This window comes from Rhizobium sp. BK176, assembly GCF_024808055.1.
The window spans coordinates 379,332-402,502 of sequence record NZ_JANUBV010000001.1; the positions used below are offsets into that span (position 1 = coordinate 379,332).

The 23,171-nt window shown below is 60.0% G+C and carries 23 protein-coding genes; 12 read left to right on the plus strand and 11 right to left on the minus strand.

The window, feature by feature from the left end:
* Positions 1-321: 321 nt before the first annotated feature.
* Positions 322-1,371 (minus strand): hypothetical protein, encoded by a 1,050-nt coding sequence (locus FHT76_RS02260; RefSeq protein ID WP_259184046.1) that lies wholly within the window; start codon positions 1,369-1,371, stop codon positions 322-324.
* Positions 1,372-1,423: 52 nt separating this feature from the next.
* Complete coding sequence (locus FHT76_RS02265) at positions 1,424-2,050, minus strand: hypothetical protein (RefSeq protein ID WP_259184047.1); 627 nt, start codon at positions 2,048-2,050, stop codon at positions 1,424-1,426.
* Between the two features lie 375 nt (positions 2,051-2,425).
* Between FHT76_RS02265 and FHT76_RS02270 the strand changes: the two genes are divergently transcribed.
* From FHT76_RS02270 to FHT76_RS02280, 3 genes are all read left to right on the plus strand, one after another.
* The gene (locus FHT76_RS02270; RefSeq protein ID WP_259184049.1) at positions 2,426-3,001 is read left to right on the plus strand and encodes a DUF262 domain-containing protein; all 576 of its coding nucleotides are present in this window, start codon (positions 2,426-2,428) and stop codon (positions 2,999-3,001) included.
* Between the two features lie 64 nt (positions 3,002-3,065).
* Complete coding sequence (locus FHT76_RS02275; RefSeq protein WP_259184050.1) at positions 3,066-3,773, plus strand: hypothetical protein; 708 nt, start codon at positions 3,066-3,068, stop codon at positions 3,771-3,773.
* Between the two features lie 61 nt (positions 3,774-3,834).
* The gene (locus tag FHT76_RS02280; protein WP_259184051.1) at positions 3,835-4,188 is read left to right on the plus strand and encodes a hypothetical protein; all 354 of its coding nucleotides are present in this window, start codon (positions 3,835-3,837) and stop codon (positions 4,186-4,188) included.
* Positions 4,189-4,192: 4 nt separating this feature from the next.
* Here FHT76_RS02280 and FHT76_RS02285 read toward each other — a convergent pair whose 3' ends face one another.
* Positions 4,193-5,212: a DNA cytosine methyltransferase gene (locus tag FHT76_RS02285; RefSeq protein ID WP_259184052.1), complete on the minus strand. Its 1,020-nt coding sequence runs from the start codon at positions 5,210-5,212 to the stop codon at positions 4,193-4,195.
* A 156-nt stretch (positions 5,213-5,368) separates the two neighbouring features.
* Between FHT76_RS02285 and FHT76_RS02290 the strand changes: the two genes are divergently transcribed.
* Positions 5,369-5,938 (plus strand): hypothetical protein, encoded by a 570-nt coding sequence (locus FHT76_RS02290; protein ID WP_259184053.1) that lies wholly within the window; start codon positions 5,369-5,371, stop codon positions 5,936-5,938.
* A 70-nt stretch (positions 5,939-6,008) separates the two neighbouring features.
* Here the strand turns inward: FHT76_RS02290 and FHT76_RS02295 are convergent, their stop codons facing one another.
* Positions 6,009-6,356 (minus strand): hypothetical protein, encoded by a 348-nt coding sequence (locus FHT76_RS02295; protein WP_259184054.1) that lies wholly within the window; start codon positions 6,354-6,356, stop codon positions 6,009-6,011.
* Between the two features lie 163 nt (positions 6,357-6,519).
* Here FHT76_RS02295 and FHT76_RS02300 point away from each other — a divergent pair, with 163 nt between their 5' ends.
* The 4 genes from FHT76_RS02300 (at position 6,520) to FHT76_RS02315 (ending at position 11,989) form a co-directional block, all read left to right on the plus strand.
* Positions 6,520-8,472, plus strand: a complete 1,953-nt coding sequence (locus FHT76_RS02300; protein WP_259184055.1) for a hypothetical protein — start codon at positions 6,520-6,522, stop codon at positions 8,470-8,472.
* 204 nt (positions 8,473-8,676) lie between these two features.
* On the plus strand, positions 8,677-9,807 hold the full coding sequence (locus tag FHT76_RS02305; RefSeq protein ID WP_259184056.1) for a hypothetical protein: 1,131 nt from the start codon (positions 8,677-8,679) through the stop codon (positions 9,805-9,807).
* Positions 9,804-10,934 carry a hypothetical protein gene (locus FHT76_RS02310; RefSeq protein ID WP_259184057.1) on the plus strand — a complete coding sequence of 377 codons (1,131 nt, stop codon included), beginning with the start codon at positions 9,804-9,806 and terminating at the stop codon, positions 10,932-10,934. The genes FHT76_RS02305 and FHT76_RS02310 overlap by 4 nt, the downstream gene beginning before the upstream one ends.
* Entirely contained in the window at positions 10,931-11,989 is a 1,059-nt protein-coding gene (locus FHT76_RS02315) for a hypothetical protein (RefSeq protein ID WP_259184058.1), read from the plus strand. Before FHT76_RS02310 ends, FHT76_RS02315 begins: the two co-directional genes overlap by 4 nt.
* On the opposite strand, the gene FHT76_RS02320 is transcribed toward FHT76_RS02315, so the two are convergent.
* Together FHT76_RS02320 and FHT76_RS02325 are read right to left on the minus strand one after the other, a co-directional pair.
* Complete coding sequence (locus FHT76_RS02320) at positions 11,990-12,661, minus strand: hypothetical protein (protein WP_259184059.1); 672 nt, start codon at positions 12,659-12,661, stop codon at positions 11,990-11,992. It abuts the gene before it with no gap.
* Positions 12,662-12,681: 20 nt separating this feature from the next.
* Positions 12,682-13,044, minus strand: a complete 363-nt coding sequence (locus FHT76_RS02325; protein WP_259184060.1) for a hypothetical protein — start codon at positions 13,042-13,044, stop codon at positions 12,682-12,684.
* A gap of 117 nt (positions 13,045-13,161) precedes the next feature.
* Here FHT76_RS02325 and FHT76_RS02330 point away from each other — a divergent pair, with 117 nt between their 5' ends.
* The 3 genes from FHT76_RS02330 (at position 13,162) to FHT76_RS02340 (ending at position 15,618) form a co-directional block, all read left to right on the plus strand.
* On the plus strand, positions 13,162-14,664 hold the full coding sequence (locus tag FHT76_RS02330; protein WP_259184062.1) for a hypothetical protein: 1,503 nt from the start codon (positions 13,162-13,164) through the stop codon (positions 14,662-14,664).
* Between the two features lie 121 nt (positions 14,665-14,785).
* Entirely contained in the window at positions 14,786-15,013 is a 228-nt protein-coding gene (locus FHT76_RS02335; protein ID WP_259184063.1) for a hypothetical protein, read from the plus strand.
* A 2-nt stretch (positions 15,014-15,015) separates the two neighbouring features.
* Positions 15,016-15,618, plus strand: coding sequence for a sce7726 family protein (locus FHT76_RS02340; RefSeq protein WP_259184064.1), 603 nt, complete (start codon positions 15,016-15,018; stop codon positions 15,616-15,618).
* Positions 15,619-15,621: 3 nt separating this feature from the next.
* On the opposite strand, the gene FHT76_RS02345 is transcribed toward FHT76_RS02340, so the two are convergent.
* Complete coding sequence (locus FHT76_RS02345) at positions 15,622-16,737, minus strand: hypothetical protein (protein WP_259184065.1); 1,116 nt, start codon at positions 16,735-16,737, stop codon at positions 15,622-15,624.
* Between the two features lie 316 nt (positions 16,738-17,053).
* Here FHT76_RS02345 and FHT76_RS02350 point away from each other — a divergent pair, with 316 nt between their 5' ends.
* Entirely contained in the window at positions 17,054-17,380 is a 327-nt protein-coding gene (locus tag FHT76_RS02350) for a hypothetical protein (RefSeq protein WP_259184066.1), read from the plus strand.
* Between the two features lie 48 nt (positions 17,381-17,428).
* Here the strand turns inward: FHT76_RS02350 and FHT76_RS02355 are convergent, their stop codons facing one another.
* From FHT76_RS02355 to FHT76_RS02370, 4 genes are all read right to left on the minus strand, one after another.
* Positions 17,429-18,940, minus strand: coding sequence for a hypothetical protein (locus FHT76_RS02355; RefSeq protein ID WP_259184067.1), 1,512 nt, complete (start codon positions 18,938-18,940; stop codon positions 17,429-17,431).
* 17 nt (positions 18,941-18,957) lie between these two features.
* A complete protein-coding gene (locus tag FHT76_RS02360; RefSeq protein ID WP_259184068.1) occupies positions 18,958-20,526 on the minus strand; it encodes a hypothetical protein in 1,569 nt (522 codons plus the stop codon).
* 62 nt (positions 20,527-20,588) lie between these two features.
* A complete protein-coding gene (locus tag FHT76_RS02365; protein ID WP_259184069.1) occupies positions 20,589-21,725 on the minus strand; it encodes a hypothetical protein in 1,137 nt (378 codons plus the stop codon).
* Positions 21,726-21,784: 59 nt separating this feature from the next.
* Entirely contained in the window at positions 21,785-23,149 is a 1,365-nt protein-coding gene (locus tag FHT76_RS02370; protein ID WP_259184070.1) for a DnaJ family molecular chaperone, read from the minus strand.
* Positions 23,150-23,171 lie beyond the last annotated feature (22 nt).

The window sequence follows — 23,171 nt, forward strand, 5'->3', positions numbered from 1 at the left end:
CGAACGGCCCGAACCGAGACGAACCCGAAGCGAAGTCGAACTTCCGGCTCGGGAAGCTCCAGCGGAACCTCCGATAGCGGAAGCAGCTGGTTCGATACCTCCCACTGGGGCTGTGATAGCGGAGATAGTGGCAGCTGCGGAGACGGCGGAGGCGGAGACGGCGGAGGAGGCGGAGACTAAACGGACTGAAAATCGATAGAATGCCCTGACCGCCACGAGGCGGTTTTTTCATGTCCAAATTTCTAAATGACCAATCGGCCGGGCAGCATCGCATACCCGCGCATCGACAAGCCGGTTTCCTGTGAGAAAACCGTTGCGACGTTACGGTGTCCGGATTGGAGCGGATAGCTCCACATGGACGGGACGATCCCTCCAAAGGTCGAGGACGATCGCCTGAGCCGGATTCCTCCGGTCGATGAAGTAAGGCGTTCCCTCCGCCTCGTCGTAGTCGATAGCCGCATTCGCGGCCGCTTCCAAGTCGGCAAGGCTTTCAGTCCACCGGGGATTGTCAACGGCGCTTACGAGCGAACGAATGACGTCCAAGGCCCCGTACGGAATTTCCGTGGCCACCCGCATGGACCCCATCTTCTTAGCCACGGCCGCAAACCGCGTCGTGATCGCGAGGGCCGTCAACCTGTATTGCAGAGCATCGGCATCGACCTCCAGGAATTCAGGTCTGATGGCCTCGAATTCGAAAGGAACAACCTTGAGCTTCCAGTCTTTCCGAGAGACAATCTCCTCGGCAAAGGCCACGGCCGCGTCCTTTTCGGTGATCGGGAACAGCTTGATGCAATCACCGAGGCCCTTCTCGTGGGTCATCGCCATGTATTCCGCGGCGTCCATGATCTCGGCAGTGACGACGACTTCCTTGTTCTTCAGAAAAACGGTGACGAAGGGTTTGCGCTCTACATTGAGTACCCGGCCGTTATACGCGACACAGGTCTCCGCCAACTTTCTTCCCAAGGTTTCGTGCTGCCGGTCGAAAGCCTCGTGGTCGAACTCCGTGATGCGCGCCCTAACCGGATCGAGCTCGTCCAGCTGGCGCACGGCCGGCCGCAGAAACCTCGGGACTTCCAGTGCCAGGCTGGAGGGATACCAACCTTTCTTGATCTCTTCCTTGGTATGATTGTTGATCGCGAACTGAAATTCCTCCAACGCGCTGTTGATCGCCGGGACTGTGCTGTCGACCAGGAAGGTCGATCCTCTTAGGGCGGTCAAGTCCGTGAAAACCCCCGTGCCGTCCGTGGCCGCATGATACAGTCGGTCGCCATTCACCTGACCGGGGCGGAGTAGACGGCCCGTCCGGATATTCGCGCAGCTCGAAACGCCCCGATCGCTTGCCGATGATGTTTCGGACCACCCGGCCGCCATCGGGGATGCCCTTCACGATCACCGGGGTTTCGTACCTGCACAGCATCCGCGTTCATTCCTTCCACTGGGTGCGCCGCGTGGCCTTCCAGCTGCGGCTTCTGTAGTCCCTACCGTAGTCGTCCCAAGCCGGGCAGACGAGGGCCGAGCGGTTTCTGCGGCACCTCGTCGTCAGGCGGTGTTCAAGGCAGTCTTCGTCGTAACGGAGAAAATCGTTCGCCGCCACCTCGGGATACATTTTGGGGAACGAACCCGCGTAGCGGAAGCGCCGTTTGCCGCTGTTCGGCACGGGTCCCGCCCGGAAAGGCGGATCGACAGGCCGTTTTGCCGCCCACGCCTCCGCCCGGCGCTTGCGGTACGCCTTTTCCGCTCCCGCGAGCATCGCTTTCACGGCATTGATCGGGATGCGCACGCCGCAGTCGTCGCGAACAATGAGGTCGACGCCCAGTTTGACGGCCGGCCCTTTGCAGTCCCACCCGACGGAACGCAGGACAAGGCAGTCCACCGCCTCGTCGAAGACGAATGTCCTCGCGTACCCGAGCCATCCCCGAAACTGGAGGTAGTCCCTCAGCGCCTCGGGGCACTCGAACTCAATGCGGCCCGAAAACGGAGAACGCAAACCATCGCCGCCGAGTGCGTGAAGCGAAACGGGACCGTCGTATCCGACATAGCTTTTGAACAATTTTAAGACTCCAGGAAGGTTGGTACCTTAATGGAATCCTGCCCTGACGTGCTTCACGGCGACTTCTCCGTCATTGGTTCACACTCCCAAATCTGGCGTTTGGCGCAACCGAAATCAAGACCCGATACAAGAGGTCATATGTGACACCTAATCCCATGTCGCAGGCTTTAATAGGTCATAAATGACCCGTTAGGCTTTTTAACACGCCATATATGATACATTTAGAACTCCATCCAAAATGCAAGCTTGGCGCTCCATATCACCGCAATATGGCTTGCGAAGCTTACATTTTGGACATCCTGGTTCTCCCGGTTTCCTTCTTTACATCTTTTGCGCGGCAAGATATTCCGTGCGCGAGATAGAAAGGAAGACTCCATGACGAACTGGTTCGATCCCATTCCCCTCGGCAGGCCGTCGGACAGCACGCTCCGCTCCCTCTATTTCCGCCTACAGGATTTCCGCAACGATCCTAAGTACAGCGGCTTGTCCGGCGAGGCGCGAAACGGCGAATGGATCATGGGCTTCGCGGTCCCGCCCTTCCAGCGCCAACATGTCTGGTCGGACGACCAGGCTATCGCGTTCGTGAATTCCGCACGCCGGAAGCTCATGCTCGGCACGTATACGTTCAACGCCACGCTGGGGTTGCCCGAAGCAAAGCGTACGGACGCGAACGGCAAGGTGACCTACTTCGGCGACCTGTGGCTTCTCGACGGCATGCAGCGACTGACGGCGTTGCAGCGCTTCTTCGACGATGAGTTCCCGGTCGAAGGCAAATACTGGAGCGAAGTCGACGAGGTGAACCAGCGGTTCTTCCTCGGGGACAACCATTTCGCCTCGTACGAGACCAATATCGCAGACGAAAACGTGATGCGGCTGATCTATGACTCGATGAACTTCGGTGGTACGCCGCATCAGGAACACGAACGGGCACTTCCGGTCGCAACGCCGTAACGTCCTTACAGCCGTGGCAGCCAGAGGCCGCGGCTCATCCGTCCGGACCACACAGGAGATTACGATGACCGAGCTGAACGACGACATCGCCAGCACCTTCGGCTTCTACAAGGGTGATATGCACCCAGACCTTGCTCCTTACGTGGACGGTAGTATGCTTCGCCATCCTTTGGTCCAGACCATCGTTCCCGCACCGGGGTTCTGCGGACACATAAACCGCCTTTACAGCCAAAAGCTCGAATTCATCGCCACGGCAGGTGCCGCCGGCAACTGGAGCGATGTGGTGTTCGCCCACGAGCGGCCGTACCGCGCCGACGCGCTCCAACAATTGATCGACGACGGTCGAGTCTCCTTGGACGACAAGAGCGTCTGGGAGCTGATCTCGTCGGTCTGGACTGACAGCGAGAATGTGGAGCAGTACAACGACTTCTGGGAAGGGCTTTGGAGCGAGCCGAATTCGCGTCTCGCCATGACGAAAAAGGAGGAGAGGGCGCTCTCCAAGCTGCCCGACCCCGTCAAGGTATGGCACGGCCTCGAACGCAACGACGAAAGCCTCATCGGCATTTCGTGGACCACGTCCAAAAAGGTCGCCACATGGTTCGCCAAGCGTTTCGCACTCATCCATGATCGGGAGGCTTATCTCGCCGAGGGTGTCATCTCCAAGGACAAGGTCCGCGCCTACCTGATGGCACGCAACGAGTTCGAGATCATCACTCTGCCGACCGACGTCGAGACGGTTTCGATCCAGAAGCTCAAGGTCGACAACGCCTGACGGAATTTGTCGCTGGCTGGCCGATGGTGCAACATCTCCTCACAATCGGGAGACAGCCTCAATGCCTTACACGGACCTCGAACAAGCCATCGACATCGACAGCCTGACGCTTGCCGCGCTTGAAGCCGGCTCGATCCTGGTGAAGTCCAACCGCAATGGCTACCTCACCGTGGCGCGGGAAGGCGACACGATCCGCGTCTCCAACCCGTGGCGTCAAGGCTCCGCGAGGTTCGAGATCGCCGCCGACGGTGAACACACGGCGGCATACTGGAAAAAGGACGGCAAGACTTTCCTCGCACCATCCGTCCCGATTGGCCTCTTCATCGATAATGAACTCGAACTACCGTTCTTCGACCTCAATGTGCCGGTAGCAGGCATCGACAGGGACGTGACCGACTACGACAGCCGCAGCTGACGGATCACGCCGCCCGGCGGGCTTCCACGCCGTCCGAAACGGCGATCAGGCCCTGCTCTCCGGCGGCTCTCACGACTTCGGCGATCATCGGCACTGGCACCGAGTTGCCGATCTGCCTGTAGGCCGCCGTGGCGCTTCCGCTGATTTCGAAGCTGTCCGGAAATCCCTGAAGACGGTAGCACTCGCGCTGCGTCAGCTTGCGAACCACGCCATCGATCAAAATCCAGTAGCGACCCGAAGATTCACCTGCGGCCAGCGTCGGATGCGTGGCGGTGGCGCAGTAGATGCGGTTCGGCTGCTTGTGAACACGAGACAAATGCTCGGTTCCTTCGCGGACCCCGACCTTGCGGAGGTTGCGGTTGCGATACCCAACGAAGCGCAGTCCCGATTGTTTCTGGACCTTGACGACATCGTCGCCAAGCAGCGTGTACTCGGCCGGATCGACGTACTCGAAAGGACCGTTTGACTCGAGAACCGAGGCGACGGTCACACGCTCGCTTTGGACGAGCTTGCCAAAATCGAAGGTTCCGTTCAGCGACGCCACGATGATCGTTCGGTCGCGGTTCTGCGGCAGTCCGAAGTCGACGGCGTTGATTACTTCGACTGCCACGGAATAGCCGATCTCCTCCAGCGCCGCGACGACGACCCGCAGGGTGTTGCCCTTGTCGTGGCTGGCGAAGTGCTTGACGTTCTCGAGGACCAGACAGGACGGACGCTTGGCCTTGGCGATACGGAGGATGTCGAAAAACAGCGTCCCGCGGGCATCCTCGAACCCACGCTTGAAGCCGCAGATCGAAAACGGCTGGCAGGGAAACCCGCCGAAGATCACGTCGTGATCCGGGATGTCGTTCTCGTCGGCCCGCGTGATGTCGCCATACGGCCGCTCGCCGAAATTGGCCTCGTAGGTGGCGGCCGCCTCGCGATTGATCTCGGATGAGAACACACACGTGCCGCCGTTCATTTCGGCCGCCTGACGCATGCCGCCGATCCCCGCGAACAGGTCGATGAATTTGAAAGATTGCATGCGATGACCTCAAAAGTGAAGAACTCATTGTCAATCGGGGTCATGATTTGGTCAACGCGAAATGGAACTCCGTCATGGATCGCGGGGTTCCAGTGTTGACAATCAACGATGGTGTATTTAAAGACTCCAGCGAATTCACAACGGAGATCGCCGCCCATGGATATCGAAGCGCTCAAGACAACGGCCCGCCAACTGGCCCGCGAAATGACGGGAAACGTCCAGGACGTGGACGACAGCCTGGTTGTCCGCCGTACCCGCCTCAAGTCCGAGATCGGCAACCTCGTTCCCGATGCGGATGGCACCGAGGATAAGTCGCATGATGACGTAATCGAAGATATCTACGCGCATGCCGCAGCGGAATTCGAATGCCCCGAAGAGGTCACCCCTCAGCTCGTGCTGCGGGAAATTTCCGTGGCACTCGACCACATCAAAACGAAGACCGGGCGCAACATGTGGCACCATGCAATCCGCGAAAGCGCGATGGGATACCATGCCAAGCAGGACCTCAAGTCCGTGCGCGATCTCCTCGATCTTATGCCACGGCTTCGGGAACAGGTTGTCGATCTGCGCAAGAATTACGGCGTCATGAAAGCAGGCACCAACAAAGTTGAGTGGTGGGCAAGCGGATGGGAAGAAGTCCTTACCATGCTTGACTACGTCGACTTCTGCACCGAATTCCTCGAACGAGAAAAGACGCGCCTGGAAAGCGGCCCGATGGCGGCGTGAACCGCTCACCACCTGAAAACAACAAAGCCCGGCGGACGTACCGTCGGGCTTTCGCCTTTACCGCGGTCGATTAGAAGCGCGGGCCTCTGTTCGCCGCCGGGGCGGGGCGATCCTCGTCCAGTTCGGGCTTCGGCAATCCCCTCTGGGTAGCGAACGACTTGATCGGCGTCAGCGCCTTGAGGAACAGTTCGCGGGGAGGGACACTTCCTCGACCGCGACGGCTGTCATCCGCTTCCCTGAGAAGCTTCATCAGCTTTTCCGCGCACTTCGAGCCGGCAGTCCAGTGCGGCCAGCCGTCGCTGTTGTCGTCCACCACATCACGCCAGTCGGCGAGGTATTTCGCGAACGGCAGAACCTCTGGAAGGTAGTTTTCCGCTGTCTCGACCATGCGGTCGATGTCGTCCCTGTTCATCCACATTTCGGTTGTCTCCATGTTTGGCTTGTTTATCACGATGCGATGGCGACAGGCAACGGACAAGCCACGGCCACGGTCTAGGAATAATTCAAGACATCGATGACTTTACACGGATCGCACTCGTCTATATGAAGACGCCACGAGTTCTTTGAAAGGACCCCACTGAATGCTCTCCATCACGCCCATCATATGGTTTTTCGCGGGTGCTGTCATCACCGCGATCACCTTCTTCCTTGAAGGAGGCCTCAAGCAGGTCAATGCCGTCGGCACGGCGATTGCCGCAGTCGTTGTTGGCATCGTCTCGTGGCTCGTCGCCTGGATGTTCATGACGTCCTTCAGCCCGTGGCTTCTCAGCACCTACGGCCAGATCGCCTTCGTCGCGATGATCTCGATCGGCCTTCGCATGCCGTTCGGCGACATGTCCGGCAAGGCTGTGGTCACCTGGTCGGCCGCGGTAATTGCGTTCGTCTTGTTCGCATTTGCCGCCTCCGCTCCGATCTTTCACGCGAGCGACTACGCGAACCTGATGGTCCCAGAAATCAAGGAACGCGACGCCAGCGCCCCGTTGGTCGACCAATCGCAGGCCCGAATCGTCACCGACGAACTTGCCAAGAAGCGTGCGGCAGAACTTCTCGCATCCGCGACGGAAGAGGGACTTGGCTCGCGCGTCATTCTCGGCGAGGCATGGGGAAACAAGGTCGGACAGACGTTCTACTGGCTGACGCCTCTCGAACACAACGGCTTCTGGAAATGGCTCTCGAACGGCACGACGCCCGGCTACATCGCCGTCTCCCAGATGAACGAGATGAACACGAAGTTCCCGCAGGACAAGCCGATCAAGTACGGGATCGAAGCCTGGTTCGACACCAACGTCTATCGTCACCTCTTCAACAACGGCTTCAAGAACCAGATCATGGGCGAAGCGATCTTCCAAGTCGACGAAGACTGGAATCCGTGGTGGGTTGTCCCGATGTCGTTGCCGCAGGTCGGATTCGGCGGCGAGATGCCCGTCAGCTGGGCGCTCGTCAACGCGACGACGGGTGAAATCCAGAACTACACCGATCAGTCCAAGATTCCCTCTTGGGTCGACCGCCTTTATCACCAGAAGATGGTGGCCGACCGCTTCGACGACTGGGGCTGCTGGAGCCAGGGCGTTTGGGCCTGCCTGTTCTCCGGCAACGACGTCATCGAATCCACACCCGGCATCGACCCAACCATCGACGCCTCGCTCGACATCGTCTACTATTCCGGAACGCAGTTCCAGAACAGCAAGGCCGACGGCGCGACATCGGGTTTCTATACGGCCAACGCGCGAACCGGCAAGATCACCTTCTATCGCCAAGCAGGCATTACCGAACAGGCGGCGATTGCCGTGCTGAACGGCGCGTTCGCCGACTTCGATGGATATCACGCCACAGACCCGGTCCTGCTGTCCCTCGAAGGCAACAAGGAAGCGTTCTTCTCCGTGATCGTCGATGCGGCTGGCTCGCGCAAGGCGTTCGGTATCGTGCTGCGCTCGAACCGCAATGTCTTCGGCAAGGGCAATTCCGTTCAAGCGGTCCTGACCGACTTCCTCCGCTCGGTCCAGCGGGCGAACCGCGACGCCGCCTTCGAACCCGGCAAGGGACAGGACAAGAAGACCTTCGAGGGCAAGGTCCTGACGATCACGCCTGTGACGCAGAACGATCGCACGAGCTTCTACCTCACGATCGACAGCCTGCCTGGCAAGATCGTCGAGGTATCCGAGGAAAAGATCGGCGAGATCGTCGTCACGAAGGTCGGCGACACCGTCCGCTTCACGACCGACAACACCGAGACGGGCGTGGTGTTCTCGACCTCCTTCGACAACCTCGGCTTCACCCTGATCGAAGGTCCCGTGCAAACGGAAGTGGACACCCGCAACGACGAGGCGTTTGAGAAAGCGCTCGATGAAATCAAGCCGCTGACGCCGGAACAAATCGATCGGTACCGTCGCTCCCTCGACGAAACGACCCCAGCCACCCTCGAAGCCCCGACGAGCGATGAGGCGATCCAGCAACTCGGCGAACTGATCAAGCGCCTCAGTCCCGAGCAACGGCGTGCCGTCGGCCTTGTCTTCATGACACTCGATCAAGAATAAAAAATCGGTGGCCCTCGATCACGCCGATCCAGGGCCACCTCCTTGCGTTGGTTTTCGCGAGCGCCACGCGCCGCGCTCGCGTTGCATGCGGCCTCCATGGATGTTCGTCACATCGTCCTCGCTCGGCGGGACTGGCAACCGCATGTTTGTTTCTGTCGATCCTATGGCACATGATCGGGACAGAAATCCAAAAGGACCCGCGCTGTGAAATACAAGGTCAAACACCCGATCCTCGTCCCCGCCATTCCCAAGGGCCACCGCACCAAGCACCTCGTGGCGTCGTCGATCGAAACCGTCTTCGACCTCCCGCAGCAACGCCTCCTCGTCGACGCGATACCTGCGCTTTCGTATCGAACGCCGAAGGCCGCCCGTGACAAAGGCGCGCCAGAGAGGACGGAAATCTTCGCGACCGAAGGCGGGTTCTACACGCCCGCCGTCGCGAAAGACGGCATCGTCAGCGCTCTCAACTCAGTCTCGATCTCCCCTATGATCGCGAATGCCGCCGTGGCGATCATCAGGCGCGAAGCCAATGCGGCAGCCAAGCGCGAACAGGTCCCAAAGGTCGTGTTCGCGCGGGAAAACGCCGCGCCCGTCGCGAAGGAAGACAAGCTCTCGGACAAGGAAATGCTCAGGCTTCCCTCGATCGACAAACTGGCCGACGCTGCGATCGACCACGCAGCTCTGCGCGACAACGTCGAGTCCATTCGCCGGGAAATCGCAGCCGAGTTCATCCTTGTCGACCGGATGATCTGCCAACGCGTGGCCGAGCCGTACTACGCGGTCGTCAACGGCAGCACCCACGGCTGCTCACTCACCATCTGCTCAGACGACATCCCGAGTGGGACGGTGGCGATCTTCAGACTTGGACACCTCGACGAAGCCCGGTCGTTCATGCAGCGCTTCGCGGTTGGCCCGTCCTATCCGGATATGACCGAGGGACCAGGCGCTCATTCCGAACTCGACGATGCCGCGCTTTCTGTCGCCAATGCCGCTTGCGTGTCTCTGAGGGCGTTCAAGAGCCATTACCACCACGAATACCAAAGCAAGTCAGTTATCGACAAGCTGATGCTTGAGACACCACTCGAACATATCGCCGCAGCCAGAAAACTAGATAATATTACCAGTGCACGGACAGTGTTCGGCCTCGTACAGGAGGCGGAACGCCTCGTTCCCGTTCTCGAGGAGATCGCGTCTTTCGGTGCGAAAAGCCAGTTCATTCGCAGCGACTGGCGCGATGCAAAGCAGTCGCCCCTCGAACTTATCGTAGACCTCTGGAACAACCAGAGCATCGACATCGACATTGCGCCCATCGCGAGCGCGCGAGGCCCGCGATGAAAATCAGGGTCAAATGCCCGGTTATCGTCGATGTCCTTCCGGCCAAGCTCAAGACGCCCCGAAAGATCGTCCTGACGACTTGGCGTAGCTACGACCTTCCTGAGCCGGCCGGCGAAGAAGGAACTTTCCTGGCCGCCAGCTGCGAGACGCCGATGGCAGGCACTCCGACACCCGTGAAGAAGGTCTTCAAGACCGAGCAGGGCTACTACACGCAGGTGTCCGACAAATCACGCCACTATCCCGACGGCCTGAACGTCGCCGTGCCAGGCAATGTCAGCGGGGAACTGTCCGACAGAATCGCGACTCGAACGGCGGCGGCCGTCGACGCAATTCTCCGCCACAAGACGGAGAAGTTCACCGCGCCCCCTGACGGCCGCAAGCCCGATGACCTGCTTCTTCTGCCTGACGTCGAGCGCTATGACGGCGTCGTCGTCGACCTGCAGGCCTACGAAGCGCAGCTTCTGGCGATCGACGAAATCGTCAAGGAATATGCCGTCTTCGGGTCGACGTTGTACCGGAAAATCCAGGAGCCGTTCTACGCGGTCTCTGTGTCGGGAGCCCATTCTCCTAGAGGCACCGCACCATATGTCGGCATGCATCTGGTTACCGACGGCGAGCCGTCGGCCGACACCGTCGCCGTCTTCCGCCTCGGAAGAAGGGACGACGCCTTGGACTTCGTAGCGTCCATCGAAGAGGCGGGGGCCAATCCAGGGCTTCTGATCCACACCCACCGGAATTTTGAAGAATCCCCACAGGTCGCCTCCGATTTCGCCGACATCGAGACAACGATCGCGATTGCCGCCAAACGCACCTTGGATGCCTTCGAATCCTCGTTTTCCCTTTTTCACAACCGTCCAACGGACGCATTGCGGGAGGCGATCTTCGACGTCCCGCTCGATCAGCTGTCGACAGCAAGAAGCTTGCGCGCCGCCACACAAGGCAAGGACTTATCCGAAATCGCGGTCAATGCGGACCGTCTGGTCGAACTCCTGGAGGACGTGGCGTCATACGGTGAAGAATCAAGGTTCACCGAGGACATCTTGCCTCTTTTGAAAATCCTTTCCCTGTGGGAAAACAGAAACATAGATATCGACTTCTCAAGTCAAACACGAAAGCCGACGACATGATCATCGAAGTCGATATTCCCGAATTCCAGCTCGCCATTCCAGGCCAGAGCCGCACGCCCAAGGCCCTGTGGATGCGCCGCGCCGGCAAGCTCGACATACCCGCCTACAGTGGCAACGATGTCGTTCGAGCAGTCAAGTTCAAGCACGACAAAAACAAGTTCCAGACAGAAATATTCCGCATTGGCTCAAGGCATTACAAAATCGCCGAGCAGTGGTCTCCCAGCGGGCCGAAGGCCGGCGATGCCAGGACCATGGCTCATCACTGTCTATGCGAAGGCGCATGGGCGTGGTTCGTCAAGAACGTCCCGATCACGACCGAGAAGGTTCCCCAGATCACCCACTCGGCAAGCGGCCTCACCAACAAGCTCCGTGCACTGCCGATCTATGGCGATGTCGCCTACCGGAGCCCGGACGAGCTACTCAGGGCGGACTACGAAGCGCACATGGCGGGGGTGCAGGCAGGCCTCGTCACGATCAACGGCTACCTGTTCGAACCATGCGGCGAACCCGTCTACGTGGTCGTCGGCTACGGTTCCCACACCGTCATCGACGTGACGACCGACGAGGAGCTGCCCACCTCTTCGATCGCGGCATTCCCCTTGGGCCGCTACGAGGACGCGGAAGCTTTCGCCAAGTCGATCACCGATCGTGGCCTGACCTATGGCGAGATCATCCATGATGTCGTCGAGGGAGCCGGCTCGTTACGCGACGACGCGGAAGTCAGGACACTGCGCAATGCCGCACAGATCGCCGCGGCGCGCTTCAAGGACGCCTATGCGGGGACCAACCTCCTTCGGGACCATGTCTACGAGCTGCTTGACGCAGTTCCCCTGGAGGACATCGCCATCTATCGACGCATTAGGAAGCTTCTTGAAACGACTGAAAAAACTGAGGAATACGCCGACGATCTGTTCAACGCTCTTAGCTCGGCAAGAGATTCCAGCTTCAGCGCATCGGTGTTCACCGACGGCAATCTATTTCCGCTCGACGAGATTTTGGCCCTTTGGGAAGACAGGCCGATTGTTCTGCCTGGCCACCATATCGCCACCCCTTGATCAAGGCTCGTGCCGCTGACTGAGCGTAGGCACCAGCGAGATCGGCCGCGCGTGCCATTTCTCGATCTGGAAGGCGTTCTCAGACGGCTTGGCAAACAGCACTCTGTAATCGGGATGCGCCTCGATGAGCGCGGGGATCGACTCAAGCATCTCCACGGCCGCAGAGTGAACCTCGTCGTCCCGTTCCTGCCGGGGGATTTCGAGGATACGCCGCGCCCGCATGAAAACGTCCAGGATCGGCAGCGGCATGGTCGTCAGCGACAGGATTCCCTCGTTTCCCGGCGCGATCGACCTCGAAGTGCGGTCGAAGTGTTCGACCAGATCGAGGAGAGCGAACTCGATGTCGATCGGATACCCGTCCACCGTCGTCTCGTAGACGTCCATGGCGGTGAACTCGTCGACAGTCGACGGGCTGCCCGTCACCTCCGTGAGCCGCGCCTTCCAGCCGAGCATTTCCTCGTACTGGTGCAGCCCGAAATGGAAGTGCCGTCGATCCGATCCAATACGCGGGTCGGGGAATGTCGAGATGGTCGTCTTCCAGCCTTTGTTAGTCCTGTAGAGATGGAAGACGGGTTCATTCACCTTCTTCCACAGCCACCCGTCTGCGGCGATGAAATTCGACATACATTCGGCGAGCATCTTTTCCGCCAGCGCGAGGTCCGCTTCGTTCACGCTGTGCAGGCGGTCCAGTTCTATGTCCTTGTGAAAATTGAACTGATGCCCTTCGGCCCTGAACGCGGCGCGTATCGTTCCTCGTTCCACTTTCTCATGCCCCTCGTCGGATAATCCAGATCGTATTGAAAGGAATCGTTACGGGCCTCGACGCGATTGGCTTTGGAGTGGCGCAAGAACAGCGCCCCAGCCCTGTGGTCGTAGCGCAGGTAGTGCGGTGTCTTCTGCATTTGCTCCTTGAAGACGAAAGCCATCGGCGCTTCGGCATCGCTCCGTTCGGCGATCTCGACACCCTTGGTCGCGGCGAACTTTTGCCATCCTGTCTCGCCCCCCGGTCTAAGGGCTGCGCGCGCCATGAAGTGGTATCTGAGATTGAGATGCATGACGTGGCTCCAAATGACCACTTCTGGATAAACCGGGCGATGGCAACGGACAACCGCGCTTCCGGCTTGCCACGTCCCTGGCTAGAATTGCCGGTGAACTCTCCACGGGAAAACGCCATGACACGCGACGAGAAGATCGAGACCTTCAGGAAAGCCATCATCGCCCAGGCCGACGCCATGGGCGAGGCCGGATGGATGACGATCGCCGTGCCTGCATCGATCAGGACCGACGGCCTTCTGCGCGTCCCGAGAGCGCCCTTCGAACTCTGGGCCGTCGCGCAGTCCGGCGGCAGCCATCTCGTGTCTCCGTGGAAGACCGTCAGCCCTGTCGGCGTCAAGCAGGGCGCGGACGACCCGAACCACACGGACTGGATGCTCGGTGCCGGGCTCGGACCTCTCGACATGAAGCAAGGCGCTATCGCTCAGGAACTCAGTGCTGCGGCCTATGCGGCCAGAGGCGCGGTCCAGAGCCGGCTTCTCCGCTTCAAGTGCGACGTCCTCCTGCAAGGACATGCCGTGAAGGGCAGGGTCCACGTCCCGACACACCCCGACGATCTCCCCGTCGCCTCGGCCGACGGCCTGCCGCCGATCTCAGTCGTCAAGGACGCAGGCCCTGATTGGCTGTTCGTTGCGATCAAGACCTTTCAACTCGGGGGGCTGGTGATCGTCGAACGCGGCGGCGCAATGGCCCATCTCGTGACAGAACTCAGAGCCACCAGCGGCGGAGCCATCATCCGCAAGGAGGGAGCGAGAAACCTCTATCCGGCAGGCTCTCTTCTGACCGTCGATCCCTCTGTCGGCAAGATCGAACTCGAAGAAGACGAAGTCCTCTTCTCCGAGGCCGCAACAAAAGCGTACAACGCCGCTCCGTTCGAAGACGACCGCATTGTCAGTTCAGGGCCATTGCCAGTCCAAAAATCCGGCTTCGGGTTCGTCGCGCACGACCCGAAGAAGAAACACCCGTCCTATCACACGAGCCAGTACGAGCCGTGTTTCAAGCTCACGTCGGCAAACTGGGACGTCTATGCCGCTTGGGAATACGACAAGAGCGGCCCTTTCCACCCGCATTACGGATACGAAATGTATCTCTCTGTCTGGGGCATCCGAAACCCAAGGGCCGCCGACCGCGGCCCACGCCCTCAGTACCATTCCCAAAAACGCCTCTGGAAGGACGGCGAGTTGTCGGAGGCCGTTCACGAGGTCCTCTACACGATCGACCCCGAAGCCAGATACGCCGGACAGCGGCAATCCGAACAGTGGGCGCGCGAGCGACAGGAACAGAAGGACAAGATCGCGTCCCTGACCGACGAGCGCCTGCTCCAGGAGATGCGCCGCCTCGGACAGGAGGAAGACGGCCTGTGGGAGGAGCGGGAGAGCGGGGACATTACGGAGCAGGACCACACGGTCCTCCGCTGCGAATACAACAACATTTTCCGGATTTACACCGAGGTCGCACACGAGCGAGGCTTCGAACTCGACATGAACGAAATCCGCCCGTTCATCGCAAGCCAGCAGGCGCGCGACAACGAGACTATGGAACGGGTCGATGCCCAGCAACGCGCCTTCGACGATTTCATGCGCAGCACGCCGCCCCTCAAAACGCCCCGGGCGAAAATGTAATTAAAGACGCCATCTGGCAGAAAAACGCACCGCGAGTTCTTAAAATATGTAGACATCGAATGCCGTGCCCTGTATCGAGTTCTTGGTTTAAAATTCAAGACCCCAATTTCGGTGTGAGGACATGGCAGACACGATCAGGAAGCATCGCAAGGAACTCGTGAGGATGATCGAGGAATTCACGACTGACCATGACATCCAGTCCGGCAAAGGCGGTCATCTCAGCATCACGATCCGCCGGAACGGCACACACCGCACTGTTTTCGCTCCCCTGACGCCCAGCGACCATCGCTCCATGCTGAACGTCCGCACCAAGGTTCGCCGCGCCTATACCGAAATGGCGGCAGCCTGATCTTGCTCGATCCCGACATCCGAATACCGCTCGCCAGACAGCTTCGCCCCGAACACGGGCATGGCCGCATCCTCGGCGAAGTCGGGCTGTGGGGAAACACGGTGCGGGTCGATCTCGCCCGGCTGACGAACACATCTCTGGATGGGTACGAAATCAAGAGCGCAGGAGACACGCTCGTTAGGCTGGGGAACCAGGCGCAAATCTACGGCCTTGTCTTCAATTCCATGACATTGGTCGCGGCCGCCCGTCATATCGACAAGGCAGCGCCGTACCTTCCGCCCTGGTGGGGCCTGACAGAGGCACGCGATGACGACGGAACGATCATCCTGTCGACGTTGCGGCCACCCGAGGAGAACCCGTCGGCTTCGGCCGAGCGGATCGCCGGCCTTCTCTGGAAGGACGAGGCTCTCGACGTCCTGCGCAGCCTCGGAGAGACGAATGGACTGAGCCGCTTGCGGCTGGGCGAAGCGCACGCGGCGATCGCCCGAAACCTGACATTGCCGCAGGTACGCACCGAGGTGTTCCGGCGTGTTGCACGCAGACGGGACTGGCTGGACCGCCACGACCCGTTTTTCGTCGGCCCGTTCCGGCCGCGGACTATCTGATCATCAGGGCTGCATGTTTCTCTGCTTGACCGCGAGCGATACAGCACGGCTATCCCACATCTTCAATCCCTGCACGGAGAGACTGCCGTATCTCGGACTTTCGCCGAACTCCATGAGTTCTTCGAACACGCCGGCCAGCGCATCGAACTCGCGATCGTCCTTCTCCAGGACTTCCTTTGAACTCAACTTTCCGTCAGGCCCCTGCCAAAGGTCCGAAACCCAGTCTCGCAGTTGGCACCATTTCGCGATGTATGGCGTTGAGTTGGTGTTGCTCAGGCCGTCCTTGATGGCCCTTTGCAACCCGGACAACAAAGCGATCCGGTCCGCCCTGATCTTGAAGTTCCGGTCATCGACAACGTCGAAGGAGAAATCGACGTCGACTGCCCGATTGTCCGTATCGAACCACTCGTGAATCCTGTTGAAGTCTTTTGCGGACACGGGATATCCGCCGTTCTTGGAAATGCCCGCTTCGCTCAGGAAGTCCGGACATCCGAACGTCCATTGCATTTTGAGGCCGTAATGACCTGAAGCGATGACAGGCTCGGCCACGCGGTGGAAGAGTTGGCCGTCGACACAGATCGTCTGCTCGAGCGCGATCCTTTGCGCTCGACGTAGTCTTTCCTCCCTGTCGGAACCCGTGACGGCACGCGCCCTCTCGCTCTCGACCGTTTTTTCGAGGAAATCGAAACCGTCCGGCGTGTTGTATAGCCACTGCTTGGCTTCCCATCGCCCGATTCCAGCTGTCCTTGTCCTCAGGATGCCGACTTTCCCGAGGAGCTTGGTCACTTCCTCAAGTTCGCTCTTTTCGCGCTCGCGCTCGTGGTGTCCCGACCCGCTCGAAGACGGTATCGGCCGACCAGCCGCGGAGAGGTGTTGTGCGACAAACGGAAGGTCCGCCGCTTCCCTGTTGTCCTTAACCCAGAACTGACCCGCGAAAGCGTAGACGCGCTCGATATCCAGACCCGCCGAGCTCCTCACCACAAGCGCCAGGTCAAGCTCCGATGCATCGACGTCCGGAACCTCGACCCAAGCCTTTTCCACCATCGTCAAGTTGGATGGAAGCTTGTGCTTGAACTCGACCGCCTTCACGCTGTAACTGAACGGAATGGAAATGCGCATGCCTGTCGTCTCCTTTGACGGCATTCATGCCATCCGATGGCGCATGGAGCAACAGACGGTGAGAGGCGACCGTATGCACTACGTCCCAGCCGCGTTTTCTGGATATGTCGGTTGCGGTTAATGCCCGGTTAACGGTGCGACACTCCCGAATTGCCGAAAAATGATGGCGCTTTTCGTCTTGGTGCGAAGACTTTGATTGCTGGCGACTATCGAGTTCTGGGAATTCGATAAACCGATGACTTCGATTTTGACGATGTGGACTTGTAATGACCAGGCACCCGGGATAATGACCTTCCTACTATTTTCCGGAGACTGCATGACCTCCCCCGCCAACGACAATCTGAGCCTGACAGCTACCTTTCGCGACAAGGTCTTCTCTTTCTACATGAAGACGAAAATCCTGCCCTGTTCGGCCGACCTCATAGCGACGCACTACGTATCCGCGATGCTCCGTCAGGGCTTCAACGCCGACAGAGGTCCTGTCCTCCCTGGCTGCGACAGGTTCGGCAACGAAGCATCGCCCCGCGACATTATCCAAGCGCATGCAAGGGCCAGGCTCCCGAATGCCAATCAGCGCGAGCTGCTGGCTATCGTGGACGATGGAATAACCGCGGCGGCGCAGGAAATCTCCAAGCCTTCATAGGACGTCTACGGCTGGCGCTACCAACTTGCTTCTACCTATCGCTGAAGGTCATGGCCGGAAAGCCCGTCTGGCCGGAACGACTGACAAAGAGTGTCCGACATCTGCCTTGGCACTTTGCACAAATGCATTGGCCAGCACCTCCGCGGTCTCCGATTCCGGATGGTCGCCGTTCTTGACCACCTGCGGCGCTAGAGTGAGATCGCTTCGATCGTAGATCAACGCAGCGTACGGAACATGATCCTCGAAGTCCTCGACGACGACGAGAACAGAAGCGCCCGGATCGAAGTACTCCAACTCGTGCGGCATCCCGCCCTTCCACATCGTCGCCACCTTGTCGATGTCGAGTTGGCTCGTAAGCTCGTAGGCCCGTTTGGGATAGTCGTAGATCGGAAGGGCATCGAGCGCATCGTCGAACCACTCCAGTCCGACGTCGTCCCGCGCGTCCCAATGGGAGATCGCGTCCGTCAGCCGATCCAGCTTCCATCGCCAGCCGCTTCCGAAAGCCTGACGGAGGTCGTAGTCATAGTGGTAGTCGTCGGACGGAGGCGCTGAATGATCGCCTGCGAAATAAACCCGCAGCTCGGCTTCCATCTTCCTGACCGCTTGGAGCGCGGCAGGAGTCATCCTGTCGTGGATGGCAAGCAGGTTCGCAGCACCCAGAACGGCTAGCCCGACCTTCTCAGGCATGTAAGCAACGGCTTTTGTCAGCTGGCTGGCGACACCGGAGGCCGCGGAGAACAGATACTCGTGGTCACCCCTGAACCTGACCTCGGCGGCCGAAACCTGGGAGACATTGGCATGGATCGCGAGCGTTAGCTTGTTGGCGACGGCAATCCGTGCCGCCACCTTCATCGCCCTGTCGAACTCGTCCAGGCCGAACCTGATCCGCTCGTTCGCGTTGCCCCTCCAGTCGCCCTTCCTGAAATGAGTAAGCACCGGAGACGAGACTTCCTCGATATAGGCAGAAAGCTTGCCGCCGCTTTGAACGACCAGCGAAACGACCGGCTCGTCGACCTTCTCGTAAAGAACGCCGTCGATCACGGCGAACTGGCCGACCAGATGATTGAAGTAGCGGTCCGTCGTCGCACGATCGCTTGTGAACTTCTTGACGTCCCCTTCCTTGGCGTGGAAATCCTCGAGCGAAACCGAGCGCTTACGTCCATGAAACGCGGTGTCGAGTTCCCTGCCGTGTTCGGCTTCGTCACCGCGCAGCGACATCTTCACGGCGAACGGATCGTACTCGGGATTGTCGCGCCATGTCGCGATCTCGGCGACCGGAAATCGGCTGGCGTAATACTGCCCGGCATGCTTTCGGATGACGCAATCACCACCTGGAACATGAAACTTGCTCACAGTTTTCGGATTCCGTCCGCCGCCCCAGTAGCTGTCCTCACCGTCGCTCATGCTGTCATCGGAAACCACGTGAACGACCGGAGCGTCGGCGGCCGCCACGTCCTCGATGTCGAACGTCGCCTCGCTTGCAATCTCCGAGTGGCTCCAGCTCGGCTGGCGCGGCTTTTTGTAGTGCACCCAATAGACGAAGGGGATGTTGACCTTCATTGTTCTCGTCCTCTCCGTCAGAAAATCGAAATAAGCTGTTGATCTTGTGCCATTTCCATGTCACGTTCATCCATCGCCTCAACATGCTGCGACACGGCGTCCAGCGCGATTTCCGCCTTTGGATGATCCTTCACGGCGACGGACCAGTGCCCATTCGGATCACCTGGGGCCGGACCGATCACCAGTCCAACCATGCCCGCCCTCGTGGCTCTCGACAGTTCCTTGCTTGCCATCTTCTCGGCCGAAAGCCGGAAGAGGCGCGATCCAGATGCTATCGCTTTTTCCACCTGCCCAGGAGCGAGGCCGATTTCCCAGGCGGCGTGACGTGCCTGGGCGTCACTTCCGATTTCGGCGACTGTCACGCCACTTACCAGGGTGGTAGTCATGCGGTCGGTCTGGCCGTTGTCAAAGGTGGAGCCTGGATGACGGCCTTCCCAACGATCGAGGATGCGTCCCGCGAAGGCGGTGGCCGAGGCCATCTTTCCCTGCCTGTCGCGATACCCTCCCACATGCATGAGGTCGAGACGGAACGGACCTCCGTGATCCGGTCCAAGGACCGCCTGGCGTCCCGATCTGTCGTTCATGAACCTGGTCCTGGAGAGCTGCTGCATCGGCTCGTCGATTTCTGGATCGACGCTGATATCCATGACCGAATGGGCGGCCGCGATCACTTCGGCGGAAATCGAGGGGCTGGACCGGTCGATGTGGCGCAACGCTTCCGCGACCTTGTAGTAGGCCTGCAGCACACCCGTCGGAGCCGCGTGGACGACGCCCTTCAAGTCGCTTTCGGCGCGAACGAGATGAAACGCGATGTCGGACGCCACACCGTCGTAGGACGAAGCGTTGTGGTCGATAACCTCGAACGAGACTTTTTTCTCCACGCCCATATCCGACAGCAGATGGTCGGCATGGATCAGGGACGAGGTGTACGCCGACGTCTCCGAATATTTGCTGTAGTCCGTGCGCGCGGCGAGGGATTCGAAAGCCTCCACGATACCGTGGGCCATCAACCCGCTGTGGTCGAACTTGATCTTGAGGACCGGCTCGCGGCAAAGTTCGAAGGTCACGCCGTCGACAATAAACATCCTGGCCGCCTGCCGGGCGATCAGACGGCCGACCTTCTCCCCTCTGTCGTCCCTGGTCTTGTCTTCCCTGAGGCCACCGTTTTGGCGGCGAACGCCGCTGACCGAGGTGATGTCTGAATGGCCATAACTTTTTTCCACGTATCCAGGCGTGCGCTGTCCAGAGATGCCGAACTTCGCCAGGAAGGTGGCATCCAGCGTCGCAAGCCTCGACGCCCGCTGAGAGAGCTCCTCGGCGGACATCGCTTCCACGTAGAACAATCCGTTCCGCATACGAACCTGACGTGGCTTTCCGTCCGCGCGGGGGAGGAACCGGTCAGCTCCCTGTTCGTTGCCGAGGCCCGCGTCCTTGCCGTTCGCGACCGTCATCACGACGGGCGCGTCAGCATCGTCGATTTCGGCAATCTCGACTTCCATAACCGCCTGAGAAAGGGCGTGGCGGTCGTTCGTGCACCGGGTCGGCACATACCAGAACGTGTAGGTATACGGAACTGTCAGTTTCATCAGGGCGCTTCTTCAGGTGTCCAACAAGACGACCTTAGACCGCTCTGGCGAAAGTCACCAGTTCACGGCGCTGGAGCCGCAGTGGTTTCCACCGCAGCCACGGGCACTACACCACGCCACGGGAACGCATCAACCCTTGCCTTCATGACTTCGAACGGCGAGAGCTTGCAAGTCCAGCCCTTGGTACGGGACAGCTCGGAGAACGGCGCGCTGTATGTCCAGAGGTCGTGCAGCGCATCGAACGCGGCATCCAGCTCTTCCGATCCCCATTCGCCACGGGCGACCGCTCCGTAGACAGCCTTCGTGTGCGCCTGAACGGTGGATGTCTTGCCGAGCTCGGAACTGGAAAGGTCGAGCATGACCTTCTTGATGAAATGCGGGAGAAGCGCATTCATCGCGCAACGATTGGCCACGGCCAGATCGGATGCGGCATCGGACGGAAAATCGATCCTTGCATAGGTCGGCGGCGTGCTGTCAATCCCGAAAGACCGCAAGACCTTTCCGGCGACGTCCGTTTCCCAAGGCTCGAAGCGCAGGCCGATACCCTGCCAGTTCAGCGCGTCGAAATCCCGCGGCCGATCAACGACGACGTCCCAGTAAGCGGCATCCACGCCCTTGCCTCCATAAGGACTTTCGACGACGACATAGTGCGGAACGTCCGCAAGACGGACCATCGTCACCTTGCCGTCGCGGCCGACGATCAGGGGTGCCGCGGTCAACCCGTCCCGCACCCTGGTCTCCACCAAGGCCCGCACGGCATCCCGAAGCTTTGTACCCGTCTCCTCGGACAGTCCCTTGATCTCCTGCGCGCACTGCTCGATCAGAAACTTCGCGAGCTGAAACGGATCGGTGGCAGCCAGTGGAACATTCCCGTCCTTGCCGACGCTCGGCGACCTGACCACGCGAGGAACGTCGCCATCGACCTTATAGTAGGCCGCCCTTCGGAACGGATCGGAATAGCCGTGATAGTTCCGCCAGGAGACATCGCCGAGCCGCTCGACGCCATGCCCTTCCGCGATGATCCGGATCGACACTTCCATGGAGACGTGTATCTCCACGACGGCGGCCTCGCCGGAACCGACGTGAGGGAGAAAGAACGACGTCTCCACCTTCAGCGGCATGTCGCTCGAAACCCCATGTCTGGCCGCCAGTTCTATATGAGCCGCGTACTTGTCGCGCTCCGCGTTGCCGAATTTCATTCCAAATCTCCGTTATCCTGGAACCATGGTGTCTTGTGGACATGCGTCGGGCACGGCGGCTAACCGCCGGAGCGCATGAAGTCCAGCAACACCGAGTAGGCCATGTTGGCTTCGGCCGTTGCCTGGTTCGCCTCTTCCAGGTCCTGCGGCAAAGCCGACGGGCCGAGCCTGTCCGGATGGCACTGGCGGACCCTTGCCGTCCATGCCGCGCGCAGCGACCGCTCGTCGGCAATGACCGTCAGTCCGAGGACGGCCATCATAGGCGTTAGCGCCGGCGGGACCACGGGCGGCGGCGGCACGAAATCGTCGAAGTCCTCGAATCCTTCGTATGGCGGCGGAGCCTGACGACGCCCAGCGGCCGGTCCTTCCTCGCGCTCCTGGTTCTCGTGACGCTGTTGCTCGCGCCATTCACGCAGCTGTTCCTCGCGTTGGCGTTCGGCGATGTCCGCGGCCTCGGCCGCCATCCAAGGATCGCCGCCCGTCATGACCGCCGAAATCATCGCGGTGATCCGCGGCATCGAATAGGAAAGGAAGAGGCCGATCTCATAGAGCGCGAACATCTGGCGGGCATTGAGCTTTCCCTCGTACTCGCCGAGACGGATCAGCTGCTCGAACAGCTCCGCCGGCCGTTGCGGCTGCATCGTTCGATCGTAGTAGCGCTGGATGTCCTCGAAGGATTTCTGGATGAACGATTTCTGCACGAGCAACTTGGGTGCGTTGATCAGGAACTGGTCGCCGACGGGCTGCAATCCGTTCGCCACGCAAAAGGCCTGGAGCTTGGCGCGACCGGAAACCAGGTCGCCGCGGCTGAGGACGGCCGCGAGATCGCGGATCACGATGTCGATCCTCTGTTTGGCCTTCCGCCTCAACGCGTCCGTGCTTTGCGAGACCCGGCGAGGGGCGGCCTTCGCCCTTTTCTCGCGCAGATCATAAAGAACCGAAATGGCCGCGTCGCGGGCAAGACCCGGCCGCCAATCGACGACGCCGACCTTCGCGTCATGCAGGAAGCGCAGGCGCAGGACGTCGCCGTCGATCTCGTGGGTAAACCGGCCGCGCAGGAGGTTCCCAGCGCCACCGCACCCTGAGACATCGCCGGCGGCGGTGACCTTGACACCGGCGTGATTGAACTCGCCGTTCTCCTCGATCGAACGGGCGAACACGCCGGACCAGTAGGCATAGGCCGTCTCCATCACCGCCATCAACGCGCCTTCGAGCGCGACTTCGTCCGCGTCCCGTTTCGCGCCGCGGCTCGCCACGAGACAGACCAGTTCTCGGCCGTCTTCCTCTACGACCTTCACGCCCCAGAGAAATCCGAACCGCGACACGCGCTCGACGCCCCGAATTGACTTGATCGGTGTCTTGAATTTTTGATGGACGAGGGTCTGGCTATCCAGGTCGAAGGATGGTAATCCGCGGCAGTGCATCGGGGTCTTTCTAAATCATATA